Consider the following 19,037-nt stretch of genomic DNA (forward strand, 5'->3'; position numbering starts at 1 on the left):
TGGCTATTTTGCTAGGAATTATATCCCAGCCTTTTTTTATTTTATAAATTAATATTGTTCTAGATTAAGACGTAGGTTTAACAACCTTAAAGTCAAGTTCTTTATTGTCATTTAAATCTACTTTAATGATTGTACCTTCAGGTAGACTTTCTTTAATCATCATACGTGCAATTGGAGTTTCTATTTGTCGTTGAACAAAGCGTTTTAATGGTCTTGCACCAAATTGTGGTTCATACGCTTCTTCACCTAACCATTTTTTCGCTTCTTCTGTCACTTCAATTGAGATATGTTGATCTAATAATCTCATATTTAATTGTGTTAAAATTTTATCTACAATCATACTCATATCGTTAACTGATAATGGTTTAAATAACACGATATCATCCATACGATTTAATATTTCAGGTTTGAAGTATGCATGTAGACTGTCCATAACTGCTTTCTCTGTATCATCACTAATTTCACCAGCATCTTTTACATTTTCAAGTAATACTTGTGAACCAATATTACTAGTCATGATGATAATAGTATTTTTAAAGTCAACACTTCTACCTTTAGAATCCGTAAGACGACCTTCATCTAGTATTTGAAGTAATACATTAAAAACATCGCTATGTGCTTTTTCAACTTCGTCTAACAAAATAACTGAGTATGGATTACGTCTAACTGCTTCAGTTAATTGACCACCTTCATCGTGGCCTACATAGCCTGGAGGTGCACCAATTAAACGTGATACAGCATGTTTTTCCATATATTCGCTCATATCAATTCTAATCATATGTTTTTCAGAATCGAAAAGTGATGAAGCAAGCGATTTTGCTAATTCAGTTTTACCTACTCCAGTAGGTCCTAAGAATAAGAAACTTCCGATTGGTCTATTCGGATCTTTAATTCCAGCACGTGCTCTAACTACTGCGTCAGATACTAAATCAACTGCTTTATCTTGACCTACTACACGTTTGTGTAAGATGTCACTTAAACTTAATAGCTTTTCTCTTTCTGTTTCCACAAGTTTAGACACAGGTATACCTGTCCATTGACTAACTATGTCGCCTATTTCTTCATCTGAAACGACTTCACGAATCATTCTTTCACTATCTTCGCCAGTTTCATCTTGAAAGGCTTCCTCAAATTCTTGCAATTCTTTTTCTAATTGCGGAATTGTACCATATTGTAATTCTGCTGCTTTTTCAAGATTACCTTCTGTTTGTGCATCTTCAAGAGCTTGACGACTACTATCTAGTTCAGCACGTTTTTCTTGTACTTTAGCAATTTTTTCTTTTTCTTGTTCAACACGTGATTTTAAAGAGGCTTGTTTTTCTTTTTCATTAGATAATTCCTCTTGAAGTTCTTCTAAACGATGTTTACTTGCGTTATCAGATTCATTTTTCAAGGCACTTTCTTCAATCTCTAATTGCATTACTCGACGATTTACTTGGTCTAACTCTGTTGGATTTGATCCCATTTCTGTACGTATTGTCGCACACGCTTGGTCGACTAAATCTATAGCTTTATCTGGCAAAAATCTATCGGTAATATATCTATCAGATAACTCAGCCGCTGCAACAAGTGCACGGTCTTGTATACGTACACCATGGTAGACCTCATAACGTTCTTTTAGACCACGTAAAATTGATATTGTATCCTCAACATCAGGTTCACTGACACTAACTTTTTGGAAACGACGTTCTAATGCTGAATCTTTTTCAATATATTCACGATATTCATTTAATGTCGTAGCACCTATACAATGCAATTCACCACGCGCAAGCATTGGTTTCAACATGTTTCCTGCGTCCATAGCACCATCTGTTTTACCAGCACCTACTAACATATGAATTTCATCAATGAATAAGATGATTCGACCTTCAGATTCTTTTACTTCTTTCAATACTGCTTTTAAACGTTCTTCAAATTCACCTCTATATTTTGCACCTGCAACTAATGCACTTAAATCAAGCTCGAAAATTGTTTTATCGAGTAATGATTCTGGAACGTCTTTACGTACAATTCGTTGTGCTAAACCCTCAACAATTGCAGTTTTACCTACACCTGGTTCACCGATTAAAACCGGATTATTTTTTGTTTTTCGACTTAAAATACGAATTGTATTACGTATTTCTTCATCTCTACCGATAACAGGGTCCATTTTACCTTGACGTACTTCTTCTACAAGATCACGACCATATTTTTCTAAAGCTTCATAATTAACTTCTGGATTTTGAGATGTCACATGATTTCCCCCTCTAACTTTAGTTATAATTTCTTTAATGACTTCTGCTTTATTGCCGACCCATTTTTGAGTAGTCTCATCAGTATCTATGGCTGCACGTAATATATGTTCCATAGAAATAAACTCATCTTCATAGGACTTCATATATTTCTCGGCTTTGTCTAATAATTCTTTTGTTTTAGAACTAATATACTGTCCATACTGAACATTGTCTCCTTGTACAGTTGGATAATGACTTAATTGATTATCGTATGCTTGTTCTAGTTGATTAACATCAATATTTGCTCTTTCTAATATACTTTTAAATAAACTATCATTTTCATTCATCGTAGCTTTTAATAAAGCTTCAATTTCAATATTTTGTAATTCATATTCTTTACTGTACGCGACTGCTTTTTGTAAGGCACCTTGTACAGCATATGTCATTTGATTAATATCCAATTTATTTCACCTCTATCATTCAGAGTGGGTCAAAGTATAGAAAAATAAATTTGACTTTGACTTTCTTTGACCTTAATTATATTATAGACCCTTCTCATCATTAAATCAACATTAATTGCTCATGTTTTTCATTTTATTATGATAATCAAGTAAAAAAAGAGGAAGAACTCAATTCTAAATGAATAGAGTTCTTCCTCTTTAATTAATATATTATTTCTTTTTTATACTTTTCAATATTTCATCTGTCAATGCCTCTACGCCATCATTTTCAAGATGGATGCCGTCTGGAGCAAAATACTCTGTATGCCCTTTTGAGCGACTATACCAATCAATTAGAGTTACATTCTTTTTATCTTTAGCCGCTTCTGCCATCAACGTATTAACATGGTTTTCATATGATCGTGGCACTCTCGTATTTACAAGATATACTTGTGCCTTTCCAAATTTACCAATCAACTGATCTAATTGTTCTTTAGTAAAATCACCATTTGTACCTAGCTCAAGTATGACTTGATCTGTTGGTTTACGATATTGCTTATATTGTTGATTAACGAGGCTCTCGGCCTGATAGAGTTGACGACCGACTTTGCCATCGATTTTAGCTTTGGGTACTTTCGTTTTAAATTGTTCCCCTATATCTACCATAACTGAATCACCAATTAATAACGGCTTAATTTGCGTATATACATCATTATCTTTTGTATTCGCTTTAGTTTTACCATCGCTTGTTAACGAAATATTATCAATCGGTATCATGTGAATAAGATATTGATCAGCCTCATCGGTATTAAATGTTTGCGCTTTGTTCGATATGGTATCTTTTCCAAACTTATCGAAAACGCCTATTAAAATGAAAATAGTAGGTAAAAGTATAACAAGCGTTACAATAGTTCTAATAAATTGAGGTTTGTATGTTTTTTTAATTGCAAAAGCCTTAAAACCTTGCTTTCTCAATGGTGTTTCTACATATTTAAATGATAATTCTGCAAATAAAACTGTAAGAATGATGTCCAAAATATAAACATATGTTGGCACTTGACCATCAATAAAATAGCTATGAACAAAACTCATTATTGGGAAATGCCACAAGTACAAACTGTATGATCGCTTTCCAATATAAACAAATACAGGATTTCCTAATAACTTAGCTAAAATTGTAGTTGGATGAACAACACTTGCAATAATTAGCAAAGTCATTGTTGAAATAAGATAAAATCCTCCATTATAAATCCAATCACTTTCATCACTAACAGTAAAGAATAATAGAATTAAAAATGTAAGTCCTATAATACCCGCACTATTAATCACAGTTTTTAATCCTTTAGGTGGATTGGGATTTAATTTAAAAGGTGGCCAGATAAATGCTAGAAGTACACCTAAAAGCAGTGTCTGCAATCTTGTATCAGTTCCAAAATATACTCTTGAATGGTTCAAGTGAGGTTGAGAAATAACAACCATCATTAATAATGAAACCAAAGATATAATCCAAAACATCAGTATGACATTTTTCTTTTTCTTAACTATAGCCATAAGTAATAAGAGTACTGCTGGGAAAAAGAGGTAAAACTGCTCTTCAATGGCTAGTGACCATAGGTGCTTTAAAGGCATAAAAGAAAATTGCTCGAAATAATTGACATCTTTAGCAATATACCACCAATTAGATACGTAAAATATTGCTGCTATCATATCATGTTTAACTCTTACAATATGCTCAGGGTGGAATAATAAAGTTGCAATTCCAACAACTACTATTAATGCGAATACCGCTGGTAATAACCTTTTTATACGACGAATCCAGAAATTTTTAAGATTTATTGTTCCAGTATCTTCATACTCTTTGAGTAATAAGCTCGTAATCAAATAACCTGAAATAACAAAAAAAGTATCTACGCCTAAAAAACCACCTGTTAACCATTGTTTATTCAAGTGATAAATAATAATACCAATGACTGCAATTGCTCGCAAACCATCTAATCCAGGCATATATCGCATTTTTTTAGCAGAGCGATATTCATTATTTAATTTTTTTCTCATTGTTACATTCTTCCCTAATAATAATAAATTTTATAAGACGCGTATTTTTTAATCATTTTCATTAGACGCACGCTATTATTTCTAATCAATTTATTTAAACAAATCTTATCCTTATTAAATTAACAAGGTCATTCTTTAGATTACAACCATCCCTGCTATGTTATTAATGAATATACTTTATAAGATATGCCTCGTTAAAAGGTTATAAGTCTTAAATATTGTAATACATTTGTAATACTAATTCAATTTTATTGTAGAGCTAATTTATAAAAATATTAAATCAAAATACAATATTGTATTTTGAATTTCCTTTTATAAAGATAAAAAGAATAGCTACATCATTTCTCAAAACAATGAGTAGCTATCCTTTCAATTATCCGATGCCTAAAGCTATTTTGGCATAACGAGACATCATATCTTTATTCCATGGTGGACTCCATACAATCATTACTTCTGTATCAGAAATTTCCGGTATCTCAGCTAGAACGCTCTTAACTTGTTCAATAATTTGTGGTCCTAATGGACATCCCATCGAAGTTAATGTCATTTCAACTGTACATAAACCTTCATCATCAACATCAACTTTATATACTAAACCTAAATTAACGATATCTATCCCTAACTCAGGATCTATTACCATTTCAAGAGCGCCTAAGATACTATCTTTTAGTGCTTCTTCCATCAGTATCACCTCTTTAAAATTTTCTTTACACCAATATATCAAATATCCGACAAAACGCCAATAAAATGCTATGATACTGTTACATGATAATTAACAACACAAGGAGTAATATATGCAACCTTATTTAATTTGTCTAGATCTAGATGGTACATTATTAAATGACAATAAAGAAATCTCACCTTACACTAAACAAGTATTAACCGAATTACAACAATGTGGACACTACGTTATGATTGCTACTGGAAGACCTTATCGTGCGAGCCAGATGTATTATCATGAACTCAATATGAACACACCTGTGGTTAATTTTAATGGCGCATTTGTGCATCACCCAAAAGCAAATGATTTCGAAGTGATACACGAAGTACTAGATGTTGAAATTTCTAAAAATATTATTACAGCGCTTCAACAATCTCATATTACAAATATCATTGCCGAAGTAAAAGATTATGTCTTTATCAATAGTTATGATCCAAGACTTTTTGAAGGTTTTTCTATGGGGAATCCTAAAATTCAAACGGGGAATTTACTAGAAAATCTTAATGAGGCACCTACGTCACTACTTGTTGAAGCAGAAGAAGAAAATATTCCTGAAATTAAAGATATGTTAACCCATTTTTATGCAGAGAATATCGAACATCGACGTTGGGGTGCCCCTTTCCCAGTCATAGAAATTGTGAAACGCGGAATCAACAAAGCACGTGGAATTAAACATGTTCAAAACTATTTAAATATCGCCGACGATCATATCATTGCGTTTGGTGATGAGGACAATGATATAGAAATGATAAAGTATGCGACCCATGGCATTGCAATGGATAATGGCTTAAAAGACTTAAAAGAAATAGCAAATAATATTACGTATAGTAATAATGAGGACGGCATAGGTCGTTATTTAAATGACTTTTTTAATTTAAAAATGCGTTATTATTAAGTTGAATAAACAATCCAAGTGATGATTAAAAAGGTATACGTTTTCTAATATCATACATATATAAAGGAGAGACAGCTATGAATAAAATTATAATAGTCGGTGCAGTTGCTGGTGGTGCGACTTGTGCAAGTCAAATTCGAAGATTAGATAAAGAGAGTGAAATCATTGTTTTTGAAAAAGATAGAGATATGAGCTTTGCCAATTGTGCATTACCTTATTATATTGGCAACGTTATCGAGGACCGTCGTAAAGTTTTAGCATATACGCCTGATCAATTTTATGACAAAAAGCATATCACAGTAAAAACATACCATGAAGTTATACAAATCAATGATAAAAGACAAACAGTTACTGTCTTAAATCATCAAACTAATCAAACTTTTGAAGAAAGTTACGATACATTGATTTTAAGTCCTGGCGCATCTGCAAACCGATTAAACACTCATAGTGATATCTCATTTACTGTGCGAAATCTCGAAGATACTGAGGCAATTGATACCTTTATTACTAATACTAAAGCACAACGTGCACTTGTTGTTGGCGCGGGGTACATCTCTTTAGAAATTCTTGAAAATTTACACCATAGAGGTTTGGATGTCACATGGATTCATCGCTCTACAAATATTAATAAACTGATGGATCAAGATATGAATCAACCCATCATCGAGGAAATAAAAAAAAGAAATATCACTTATAGATTTAACGAAGAAATTAGTCAAGTCAATGGACATGAAGTAACATTCACATCTGGTAAAGTTGAAAACTATGATCTTATTATCGAAGGTGTAGGTACGCATCCAAATTCACAATTTATTAAATCATCTAACGTCATACTAGATGATAAAGGTTATATCCCAGTAAATCATAATTTCCAAACAAATATACCAAATATTTATGCATTAGGTGATGTTATTACTTCACATTATCGTCATGTGAATTTACCGGCACAGGTTCCACTTGCTTGGGGAGCACACCGTGGTGCAAGTATTATAGCTGAACAACTTTCTGGAAATTCGTCTATTCACTTTAAAGGTTATCTAGGAAATAATATAGTGAAATTTTTTGACTATACATTAGCAAGTGTTGGCATCAAACCAAATGAACTTACAAATTTTAATTATGATATGGTTGAAGTTAAGCAAGGCGCTCATGCAGGATATTACCCAGGAAATTCACCACTACATTTACGTGTTTATTTTGAAAAAGACTCGAGAAAACTTTTACGCGCAGCAGCAGTTGGTAAACAAGGTGCCGACAAAAGAATAGACGTATTATCAATAGCAATGATGAATCATGCTACTGTGGATGATTTAACAGAATTTGAAGTAGCATATGCCCCTCCCTATAGTCATCCAAAAGATTTAATTAATTTAATTGGGTATAAAGCACAATAACATTCCACACAATTCATAATTTATGAATAGTATGAGAGAAATAACAAGAGTGACTATTTAGGAAAAGAAAATAAACCTATCATTTTCATATAAAAAGACCAAAATGAATTTTAAAAGAATTCATTTTGGTCTTTCATTTAGGAATAATATGATGTTCATACTTCAATAAATATAAATCATACGCAATTGTATCCAAGCATGTTTAACTTATTCCAAATATTTTAGAAATTGGGCCCCAAGGTAAAATAACACCAATAGCCATTGTAATTATGATTAAAATAATAGTAATCCAAAAGAATTTATGGCTAGTCTGTTGTTTTTTTCTTTTAGCAATGGAAATTTCCATAAATGCGATAACAGCTAAACCACATAACATTTTTAAAGTAAGTAGCATATGATTTCCACCTTCACCATTAGAGGCAGCCATAAACTCTTCGATTAATTCCCAAAAACCAGAAATTAATGTTAATAGCATGAATAATCTTAATGCCATATGTAAAGGTTTATAATAAGGTGATGCACCTTGCGTTTTTGAATAATTTAAATAAGTTGCGATAAATAAAATAATTGCTAATACCCAACTTAAAATATGGACATGTAACATGTTTGTCCCCCCATCTTTTTATTTCTAAATCATCATAACATATTTCTAAATTTTTGATGATGCCATAACTTTAATTTTTATCAATAATTAAAATAATAAATATTTTGATAAATATACAAGAAAGTCTAGGATACAAATAATATCCCAGACTTTCTTAACGAATAGTCATTCGATGACTGAATTAAAAATGTATTAATATCTATTTTTTGAACAGAAATTTCAAAATAAGCAAATTGAATTCCAACGCTCAACACATAGAATTACACTAAAATTTTACAGACAAAGCAAGTTAGGGCTTGGGGAGTAATATATTTACTCCACGCCCATTTAACTTTTTAAATCATTGTATAACTCTTAATTTTTAGATATATATGTTGTTAAAGTGCCAATATTATCTATAGTTACTTTGACTTCATCACCTGGTTGTAAAAATTGTGGTGGTTGTAAACCAGCACCCACACCAGCGGGTGTACCAGTTGCAATGATATCGCCTGGATGTAAAGCCACATATTTTGAAATCTTTTCGATGAGTTCATCTATTTTTAAAATCATCTCTCCAGTGTTACCATCTTGTCGAATTTCGTTATTCACTTTTGTTACGATATTTACATTCTCTGGCGTAGGTAATTCGTCTTTGGTTACTATATAAGGACCCATTGGGCATGCCCCAGTTAAACTTTTTGATAAGAATGCTTGATCATGTGAACTTTGCGCAGTGCGATCTGTAATATCATTGATAATTGTGTACCCATAAATATAATCTAAAGCTAATCCTCTAGGAATCTTTTCGCCTGATTTTCCAATTACAATTCCAAGTTCTCCCTCATAGTCCAATTGTTCTGTAATATCTTTATGATTAGGAATTGTTGCTTCATCACCAGTTAAAGATGAAGCCGCTTTGGTAAATACATATAAACTATCAACTTCATGATTTAATTCACTAGCATGATCTTCATAATTTCTACCAAATGCAATCACATTATTAGGAGGTGTCACTGGTGGTAGAAAATCAATATCAGTGAATAAAAATTTAAATTCCTCATCTCTTCCACTTTCTTCAGCTGCGACAACTGCTTTTCGAACTTGCTCTTGAAAGTCTAAAGTTTGATTTTGCTGTAGACCTGCAATTAAAGTTTTAGGATTAAAGTCTTTGTCCCCAAACTCAGCAAAAACCATTGGTAAATCCCAAACAGCATCTTCACGTTTTACTTTAACACCATATGAAGTTCTGTCATTATGTTTGAATGATAGAAATTTCATTCATAATCAACTCCTCATCTATATCTTATTTCATATTATAACTATATCTAAGTTCAAATAACAAATATATAAGTAAGAAAATTAAGAAAGTTTATTTGTAATCTTAATAACAGACATATATATATACAGTAAAGCCGTGTTTTCTTGGTTAGGATGAAAGCACGGCCTATTGTTTCCCACTTTATCAAAGTAACTTTGAATTTTAATTATCTATTTCTAATGTACCAAATTTGAAAAAATATAAATAACCCTTAACAGGTCGTTTAAGTATTGTTTCTAAAGTATTTCGATAATATGTCATTTGTATCTGATATTTTTCTTTGAGCTGATTCCCTATTTCTTCATCACTCATACCTTTTCTTCTATTAAAGGCATCCGTTTTGTAATCAACAAAGTAAAATTGTCCGTCACTTTCATATATTAAATCAATCATACCTTGAATAATGGATACATCTTCATCTTCACTTGTAAGTCCATCAACTTTAATTTGATTTACCACAAAAGGTAATTCAGTATAAACATTGTCAGCTTGAGCTATTTCCATATAGAGAGGTCCATCAATGAAATGCATAATCTCATCTATTCTAATATCCTCTTTTGCATCTTCATCAATAAGTTGTTTGTCAATCAATCCATCGATATATTGAAGTAATTCGTCTTTTGTTAAACGTTGTTCTCTAAAAGGTAAATGTTGCATGACTGTATGCATTAAAGTTCCTATTTCATTTGCTTTTCTTTTTTTGGTTTGAGTAAGAAACTTGGGTCTTTCATAAGATGCAACACCAATACGATATTGACGTAATCTATCATAATTTGTATTACTTTCTTCAGTTTCTAACTGGCGTTTTAACTCTGATACCGACTGTTTAGATGGTTTCATCGTGTTAACTTTAAAAGGGTAGTCATAAGAAAGCTGTTGATGAATTTTAATTTTCACATCTTCATTACCAGTATTTATGGCCTTTAATTCTTCGATAGTTCTTATTTCATTATCATTAACTACTTCTTCAGTTGAAACATCCTCGTAATGATCAATCACTATTGATACACGTGGCTTCACTTCAGAATTTAATTGATCAATATCTCTTTCGAATCTTTGATCATTTGGCAATGAAGCCGATTGATGCTTAGCCAAAATACCATAAATAAGAACAAACGGATTTGTAGCAGTAAGGCGTTCATTAACTGCTATATGTGTGTCTGAAACAGCTAATTGTTCATATTTAATTAATGATTTTTCATCTTTGACTCTTCCAACTAAAATAAGTTGCTCTTTTGCTCGCGTCAACGCAACATAGACTAAGCGCATTTCTTCAGATATGAGTTCTTTTTCATTTATTGCTCTATATGCCACAGAAGCAAGCGAAGGAAAAGCCATATCTTTATTTACATCAAAATAATCCATACCTAAACCATATTGTTGATTTAGAATAACTGGTGCATTCAGGTCACCTTTGTTGAATTTTTTAGATAATCCTGAGTAAATTACAAATGGAAATTCTAATCCTTTACTACTATGAATCGTCATCATTCTAACCACATTATCGTTAGGACCTACGACATTTTCTTCACCAAAATCTTTCTTACGATCAATAAGCTCATCAATAAAACGAATAAATTGGAATAAACCTCTGAAACTTGAATTTTCAAATTCAACAGCTTTATTAAATAGCCCATATAGATTCGCTCTTCTACCTTTACCTCCAATGAGACCGCTAAAGTACTGAATTACAAAATGATCATTATAAAATTTATCAATTAATTGGTAGACCGGTTGACTTTGACTATAATTTTGATATTTTTGTATATCCTGAATAAAACGATTTAACTTGTCAACCAATCTAGAATCAGCTTTTTCATCAATCATATAATTTTTTATAGATTGATAAAAGTAATCATCATGAGGGCTTACAACTCTTATTTTGGCTAATTCTTCTTCAGTAAATTGATATATTACAGAACGCATCAATCCCACTAAATAAATGTCTTGAAGTGGATTATCTATTGTTCTTAAAAATGAAAGAACAAGACGTACTTCAGTTTGCTCAAAATACCCTTCCTTACTATTTACGTGAAAAGGGATATCATTATTTTTAAAAGCTTGTTGAAGATTACGAGCTTGACCAAAACTTCTCTCCAAAATTACGATATCTTTATAAGTTGCTTTTCTGTATTGACCTGTTTTCATATCGTATACGTTTTGATGATTAATAATATCTTTAACTTGTTCAACAATGTAATTCGCTTCTTGTTCACTTCCAGTTAAGTCACTATTTTCTGAACTTGCCTCAACAAGTGCTCTTAATTGAACGGGATGTGAAACTTTGTCATATGGTGCACCAAAATACAATTGCGCTGCATCATCATATGAAATTTCTCCTACTTGTTCATCCATCATATGTTTGAACAAATAATTGGTTGTAGATAACACTTCCTGTCTCGAACGAAAGTTTTGCGATAAGTCAATGCGCAAGCCACTGTCAGTTCCACTACTAGAAAAGCGATTATATTTTTCAATAAATAGACTGGGATCAGCTTGTCTAAATTTATAAATAGACTGCTTCACATCTCCAACCATGAACAAGTTACCGTCGTGTTCTTCACCAGTTTTAATACAAGATAATATTTTCTCTTGCACCCTATTAGTATCTTGATACTCATCAACTAGGATTTCTTTAAAATGTTCACGATACGTTTCAGCGATACGCGAAGGTGAGCCATCTTCGTTAGTAAGAATGCGTAATGCAAAATGTTCATAATCTGAGAAATCCAAAATATTACGACTTCGTTTTTGAACACCAAATGAATGTATCACATCTTGAACTATTTGAGCTAAATAAGCCACTCGAGGAGCAAGTTGTTGCATATCTCTTTTCAAATCATCTGCATTTCTAGAAAAGTAATCATTTTTTACTTTCATAACTAAAGATTTATATTTATCATAATGTTGTTTTGCTTCATTTAAAGCATCTTCCATGCCTTCATTTGCTTCTTTTATTTTGCTATTTATTGCGGGAAAACGACTCATAAATTCATGTTGTGTGATAACATCTGTATTTAGTACTTTACCTTCAATGGCTTTAGTAATAAACATGCGTTCAGTTTCAACAACTTCAAGTTGCTTATCAACACTTTCCATCATTGAGAATAAATCATAACTTTTTTGTAATTCTTCATATCCTGCTTTCATAAAAATCATTGCTAAATCATTGATAAGCTGCATTAATTGTTGCTGTTTATTCTCTTCTTTGTATGGTTGCGCTAATTGATTGAGCCATTCAAATGGTTGTGGATTAGCAATACTGAAAAAATATAACTGCTTAATAATACTTCTAAATTGATCATCATTCCTATCTGATGATAGTTGTTCGGTTAATTCTATAAAGTGAGGATCTAATTTATCATAGTGTTGTTCTAAAACATCATCAATAGTTTGTTCTAATAATAATATATTTTCCGCTTCACTACTTGTTCTAAAATGAGGATCGATATCTAATACATCATAATGCTGCTGAATCAATTTCAAACAGAAACTGTGTAAAGTCGAAATCTGTGCTTGATGAATTTTGATGCGCTGATTCTTTAAATGTTCATTGTTGGGATCCTTAAAAGACGCTTCCTGTATACGTTTATCAACTCGGTGCTTCATCTCACGTGCGCTTAAATTCGTAAATGTTACAACTAGTAACCGATCTACATCTACATCATCTCTAAGTATACGTTGTATAATACGCTCAACTAGAACGGCTGTTTTACCGGAACCTGCTGCAGCAGCAACAAGTATGTCCTGACCTTTCGCATAAATACTTTGCCATTGTGCATCTGTCCAAATCACATCTTGTGGTTTAGTTGGAATCATGTCTTTTCACCACCTTCAGTTCTTAATTGTTGAATTAAATCTAATGGTTTTATCGATTCATCTACCGTTCTATAACGCTTACTATCTATTAATCCGTCTACATGACAAACTGATTTATAATTACAAAATTGACAAGGTAATACTTGTTTGTACTTCAAGGGTGCCACTTCAGTATGTCCATCCATAATGTGGGTGGCTGTCTCGATAAAATTCTTCTTATTATGTTCTATCAATTGATAAATGATGTTTTCATCAGCTACTTTACTACTACGCTGATTTATAGCGCCTTTAGCTGTTAATGCTATTGGAACAATATCCGAATTATACTTTGGTTCAAGTCTAATATCAAAAGCATCTAACACTTCTCGATCACGATTAAGTAAACCACTCATTTTAAAGTTTTTGATATAGTCTTTTTGAAATTGGTCTTCATCTATATCTGCCCAACTTTTAAATTTAATACGCGGTTCATGGACATGGAAATAAAGTAGACCCCCTGGTTTCACAATATCTGTAAGACCTAAACGTTCTTTGTTTTGTAATACAATATCCATGTAGGTCATCATTTGCATTTGCAAACCATAATAAACTTTTGTTAAATCGAGTGTTGCACTACTTTCTGAAGATTTATAATCAATGATATTGACATAACTATGATCACCTTTTGTATATGTATCAATACGATCGATTTGACCTCTTATATTAATCGGAATTCCCTGATCGGTAATCAGTGGTTGTGCAACAAGTTCATCTTTGTTTTTAGGTGATTTTCTAAATCCTGTTTCAAATCGTTGGGGCACAAATTTAGAGTAATCCCCTTGATATTTAAGTGCCTTTAAAGTTGTTTCAACGATTGATCCAATCTTTTTAGATAAATATTTATAATACGCAGATGAATTTAACAAATTAAACTGTACTTTAGGTAAAATAAGTTCTAATGCTTCTTTAGTAAGTGATTGAATATTCTTTGTATCTAAATTCTTGAAGTTACCATAAATTCGATCGGAAATATATTTTAAAACTGAATGGAAAATATCTCCTAAGTCAAAATTTTGTAATTCATATTTAGTGCGTTCATTTAATCGTAAACCATGCGAAGCATAATGTTTAAAAGGACATTGTTGATAACCTTCAAAACGAGACACACTAGCGTTGATAGTTTTACCATAAAGTTGTTGTGATAAAGTTTCATTTAATTGGACAGTCTCGTTATCATATGTCAATGACGTAGTAAGATAATCTAAACCTTGATTTAATTGATCATCGTCTCGAATAGCTATATATGCATCCAACCAACGAATATCGATGTCTTCATGGTCTAACCAACCTCTTAAATATTCAAAAAGCTGAATTTTTGTTTGATGTGAATGTTGCATCATTAATAAAGGTTGCGCTTCATGTAAATTTTGTAGATTGGTGATTTCTAAATCATAAAATAATTCTTTAATTTGCGTTAAAAAAGGACTAATTTCCTTCTCATCTCCAGAATTTCCCATTAAACTATATGAAAAAGTAACGCTTTGTTGACTCCTTGTCATAGCGATGTAACAAACAAACGCTTCATCCATTTGCAGTATATCTGAAGTTGGACTTAACTCCACATGTGCATTGTCCTCAACATATTTCTTCTCTTCATCTGTAATCAAACTTGATGAAGATACAGTCTGTGGTAATATACCATCATTCATCCCAACCATATAAATATGTTTTTTATTATCAACTTTCGCTAAATCCATTGTACCTATACTAACTTGATCCAAAGTTTGAGGTATCATAACAAACTCTAATTGCTCTAAACCTATATCAAAAACATCTAAAAATTGTTGAAGTGTCATTTCCTGATCATCAAATACAGTAACTAAATCATCTAAAATTTGTATTAAACCGTTCCATACTTGGTCAATTTCTTCGGCTTTTTCTGTTAGACCCGCCAACTCTAATTCATCACGTTGAGTCATTAACTGACTCGGTAGTTCAAAATACTCTAAACTTTCATAAAATGACGTAGCATAATCTTTAACAGTATGTGCTTCATTCATAGCTTGTTCGAAATATAACACTTTATCTATAACATTCGTTTTAAGTTTAATTACTTCTTTGTATAATGCTTGATGTTCTTCAGTTAGTTGATGTGATTTACGTCCCATTCTACTAAACTGATCAATACTAAAGATATCTTCGTCTAACCAACGTTTACCATAAATACCACGTTCTAAAACGAAATTTTCCAGTAGATCAATTAAATAGCTACTTCTTTTAAATTGAGACGTTAATACATTCGTTTTAAATAATCGTAACATTGCATTAATATGCCAATTTGAACGTATCACTTCTAATAAAGAACGTAACATTTCCATGATGGGATGATGTGTCATAGATTTTTTAGTATCAATGTTAAATGGTATATCATATGAAGGAAGTATTGACTCGAATAGATATGCATACGATTCATCACGGTATAATATAGCAATGTCCCTGAATTTATAATCTGCTTCTCTGACATCTTTTAAAATACGTCGAGCTACTTCATTTATTTCTTCTCTCATACTTGAAGATTCAAATATTTCAACATGATTTTGATGATGTTTAGGCGTAAATTGTAATGCATCAAACCCATTTTCAAGATTCTTTAAATCATCATTTTTATAGCGATAAAATGTATTAAAATAAGTTTTATTTAGATTTATATTTAAACGATTAGCGATATCCTCCAAATGTGATAAAACTTCAGATGACTTTCTAAACAAACTAAATGGATGGTGGCTGCCATCAGTCGTTAATAACACAGTCACCTGTTTGGCGTGTTGAACAAGTGCTTCTATAATTCTATATTCCAATGTAGAAAAATTATGAAACCCATCAATAAATACTTCAGCCTTTTTTATCCACTGAGATTGAGATAGTATTTCAATGAATTGTTGCAAACTATCCTCTGTTGTTATAAATTCTCCATTCATTCGTGATTCTAATTGTTTATAAATAAGAGAAATGTCTTCTAATTTATGTTTAGTTCTCGTTTGCATTGAATGATTATCTATCAATTGATCTAAGTGCTCAGGAGTGACATTATATTTTTTAAAATCTTGAATTTGCTCAGCTAACTTTTCACTTAAACCATAGTATTGAGCTTGTGAACCATACAATTTCAAATCAGACTCATGTTGTTGAACAATATGGAAAATCATCATTTCTAAAGCAGCCTTAGATAATCGTTGTTCTGTTAAACCACCAACTTCTTGAAAAACACGATGACTCAATCTTTCAAAGTGAAGTACTTCAGTTCTCAAACTACCATGAAGTTCGGAATCATTTACAAATGCTTGCTCTAATTGAAAAGTACTCTGAGTAGGTGCAATTAATACTATAGGATCACCCAGCGGGTCTTGCTTCATTTTATTTTTTATTTGAGTAAGCATGGCTGTTGACTTTCCTGTACCTGCTCGACCAATATATGTATTAAATTCCATAACATTCCCTCACTCCTTTAATATTAATCATATCACACAGGTGTATCTTCTAAGAAAAACAAAAAAGAGATTTCTATTTTTTAAAAAGCATGAATAGAAATCTCCAAAGTTGATTGATATTTAATTTTTAGTGTTATTTGGATTGAAGTTAGATTTAAATTCACTGAAAGGCCAATATCTAAGCGATACCTTTCCAACAATTTGGTCTTTGTCAATTAAACCAAATGAACGACTATCTTTACTTACCTCACGGTTATCTCCCAAAACTAAATATTTACCTTTAGGAATAACATTAGATTGAGGATTAGCATTTGGTAAATTTTTTGTTTTGAAACTACCTGTGATATACTCAGTTTGCTTACGTTTCTCGTTATAGTTCAAGTATGGTTCTGATTGCTTTTTACCATTAACATAGAGTGTATCATTTTTATATTCAACACTATCACCTGGAGTTCCAATAACTCTTTTAACATAATCATCTTTTTTATTAGCATGAAATACAATGACATTTCCTTTTTCAACGCCACCTAATTTATAGCCAATAATATTTACCACTACACGCTCTCCATCTTTTAATGTGGGATCCATTGAATCACCTTTAATAGAATATGACTTCCCAACAAATTTAGTGATTAAGGCTATAAGTGCAATGGCAACGGCTATGGCAACAACCCACTCTAAAATTTCTTTTTTCAAAATCTACACCTCTTCTGGTTATTTAAATTGATAGTTAAATTCTTTAAATGGATAATATTTCAAACTGACATCTCCAATGATATCTTTCTTATCTATTAAACCATAGGTTCTTGAATCAGAATGTTTGTTATTATTATCATTTAAAACAAAATATGCTCCCGGTGGAATCGTATCACCATCAGAATTTTTAATTTCTCTTAATGTAATGTCTTTAATATGCCTATCTTTCATATATGGTTCATTTACTTGTCTATCATCGATATAAATACGCTGTGATTTAATACTCACAGACTCACCAGGCTTTCCTATAATTCTGCTAAAATAAGTTTTGTTATTATGCCTGTACATGATTATATCACCACGTTGTATTAGGTCAAACGTGACTTTAATTTTATTAACTATTACTCTATCTCCCGTTTGCAAGGTAGGTGTCATGCTATTATTTGATATCACAGCGCCTACGATTATAAATGATTGAATGAATATTACAATAATAATTGCAAAAGTAAAGGAAATCAAATATTTAATCAATTGTTTCATGTTTTACTCCTTGGTAGAACCCATAAAATACTTTTCTACCTTTTTACTAATAAACCACAATACTACGAGTAACACTATCATAATAAGCGCTCTTAAAGGATTAGTAAATATGGTGAAAATTTCTTTTCCCATTACTCCTAGAATAGTAATTGAAATCAATTTAGAAATAACTAATACCAAAAAGTAATATTTTATTTTGATGTGAGATAAGCTCGCAATAATATTTATTAATGTATTGGGTGTAAATGGAAAGCATAATAATATGAATAAAGGGATAAGCCCTTGTCTATCTATGAAGCTAATAAGCCTTTGAACAGACTTTCTACTTTTTAATTTTTTCATTCTTATTGTATTCACAAATTTTTTACAAATAAGAAAAACAGTAAAAGTACCTGAGACGATACCTAGCCAACTGATAATTATACCTGGAAACAATCCATACGCATGTATTAATAGCACGACGTACAAAGTGAGAGGCAACACAGGTACAATGGCTCTTAAATAAAGCATAATGAACCCAGGAATATATCCGAATTGTCGAAATGCGTCAAACCATTCTTCTAATTGAGAAAGCGACAATACATCAAATCCTTTCTTAGGGTTGTATTACTTATTCATTATAGTTGTAAATGATATTTTTTGAAACATTAAAATTAGGTCAACAACATAAATCAGACTTAGGTAGGAATTAAGAATTTATATATTGATATCTAATTCATCAAATTTTGCTATTCCATCCGTTATCGAAAATCTAATAAAGTGAATATTTATTATTTCCTATCTGAATTTGACTTTTTATTAGTCTGACGTTACTCAATTTTCATTTTCTCTTATTAACACACATAATAAAAATGAGTCCGAGACATAAAGTTCTAGGATAAGTAAATAAAGAC

At 31.5% G+C, this 19,037-nt stretch carries 12 protein-coding genes; 2 read left to right on the forward strand and 10 right to left on the reverse strand.

The window, feature by feature from the left end; translation table 11 throughout:
* Nucleotides 1-64 precede the first annotated feature (64 nt).
* From clpB to HMPREF2663_RS07465, 3 genes are all read right to left on the reverse strand, one after another.
* On the reverse strand, nt 65-2,674 hold the full coding sequence (clpB, locus tag HMPREF2663_RS07455; protein ID WP_002491610.1) for an ATP-dependent chaperone ClpB: 2,610 nt from the start codon (nt 2,672-2,674) through the stop codon (nt 65-67).
* A gap of 210 nt (nt 2,675-2,884) precedes the next feature.
* The gene (locus HMPREF2663_RS07460; protein WP_070846122.1) at nt 2,885-4,708 is read right to left on the reverse strand and encodes an acyltransferase family protein; all 1,824 of its coding nucleotides are present in this window, start codon (nt 4,706-4,708) and stop codon (nt 2,885-2,887) included.
* 373 nt (nt 4,709-5,081) lie between these two features.
* The gene (locus HMPREF2663_RS07465; protein ID WP_001829290.1) at nt 5,082-5,390 is read right to left on the reverse strand and encodes a metal-sulfur cluster assembly factor; all 309 of its coding nucleotides are present in this window, start codon (nt 5,388-5,390) and stop codon (nt 5,082-5,084) included.
* Nucleotides 5,391-5,502: 112 nt separating this feature from the next.
* Between HMPREF2663_RS07465 and HMPREF2663_RS07470 the strand changes: the two genes are divergently transcribed.
* Both HMPREF2663_RS07470 and HMPREF2663_RS07475 read left to right on the forward strand, forming a co-directional pair.
* A complete protein-coding gene (locus tag HMPREF2663_RS07470) occupies nt 5,503-6,324 on the forward strand; it encodes a Cof-type HAD-IIB family hydrolase (RefSeq protein ID WP_002446060.1) in 822 nt (273 codons plus the stop codon).
* A 77-nt stretch (nt 6,325-6,401) separates the two neighbouring features.
* Nucleotides 6,402-7,718, forward strand: coding sequence for a CoA-disulfide reductase (locus tag HMPREF2663_RS07475; RefSeq protein ID WP_070846124.1), 1,317 nt, complete (start codon nt 6,402-6,404; stop codon nt 7,716-7,718).
* A gap of 202 nt (nt 7,719-7,920) precedes the next feature.
* On the opposite strand, the gene HMPREF2663_RS07480 is transcribed toward HMPREF2663_RS07475, so the two are convergent.
* The 7 genes from HMPREF2663_RS07480 to HMPREF2663_RS07510 all read right to left on the reverse strand — a co-directional run bounded on the left by HMPREF2663_RS07480 (nt 7,921) and on the right by HMPREF2663_RS07510 (nt 18,723).
* A complete protein-coding gene (locus HMPREF2663_RS07480; RefSeq protein ID WP_001831989.1) occupies nt 7,921-8,322 on the reverse strand; it encodes a YisL family protein in 402 nt (133 codons plus the stop codon).
* A 354-nt stretch (nt 8,323-8,676) separates the two neighbouring features.
* Nucleotides 8,677-9,582, reverse strand: coding sequence for a fumarylacetoacetate hydrolase family protein (locus HMPREF2663_RS07485; protein ID WP_002446058.1), 906 nt, complete (start codon nt 9,580-9,582; stop codon nt 8,677-8,679).
* Between the two features lie 202 nt (nt 9,583-9,784).
* Nucleotides 9,785-13,441, reverse strand: coding sequence for a helicase-exonuclease AddAB subunit AddA (addA, locus tag HMPREF2663_RS07490; RefSeq protein WP_070846126.1), 3,657 nt, complete (start codon nt 13,439-13,441; stop codon nt 9,785-9,787).
* On the reverse strand, nt 13,438-16,908 hold the full coding sequence (gene addB, locus HMPREF2663_RS07495) for a helicase-exonuclease AddAB subunit AddB (protein ID WP_070846128.1): 3,471 nt from the start codon (nt 16,906-16,908) through the stop codon (nt 13,438-13,440). The genes addA and addB overlap by 4 nt, the downstream gene beginning before the upstream one ends.
* A gap of 120 nt (nt 16,909-17,028) precedes the next feature.
* The gene (lepB, locus tag HMPREF2663_RS07500) at nt 17,029-17,604 is read right to left on the reverse strand and encodes a signal peptidase I (protein ID WP_002446055.1); all 576 of its coding nucleotides are present in this window, start codon (nt 17,602-17,604) and stop codon (nt 17,029-17,031) included.
* 18 nt (nt 17,605-17,622) lie between these two features.
* A complete protein-coding gene (gene lepB, locus HMPREF2663_RS07505) occupies nt 17,623-18,144 on the reverse strand; it encodes a signal peptidase I (protein ID WP_002475136.1) in 522 nt (173 codons plus the stop codon).
* Between the two features lie 3 nt (nt 18,145-18,147).
* Entirely contained in the window at nt 18,148-18,723 is a 576-nt protein-coding gene (locus tag HMPREF2663_RS07510) for a TVP38/TMEM64 family protein (protein WP_002446053.1), read from the reverse strand.
* Nucleotides 18,724-19,037: the final 314 nt, after the last annotated feature.

It is taken from the genome of Staphylococcus sp. HMSC077D08 (genome assembly GCF_001837945.1).
Taxonomy (GTDB): domain Bacteria; phylum Bacillota; class Bacilli; order Staphylococcales; family Staphylococcaceae; genus Staphylococcus; species Staphylococcus epidermidis.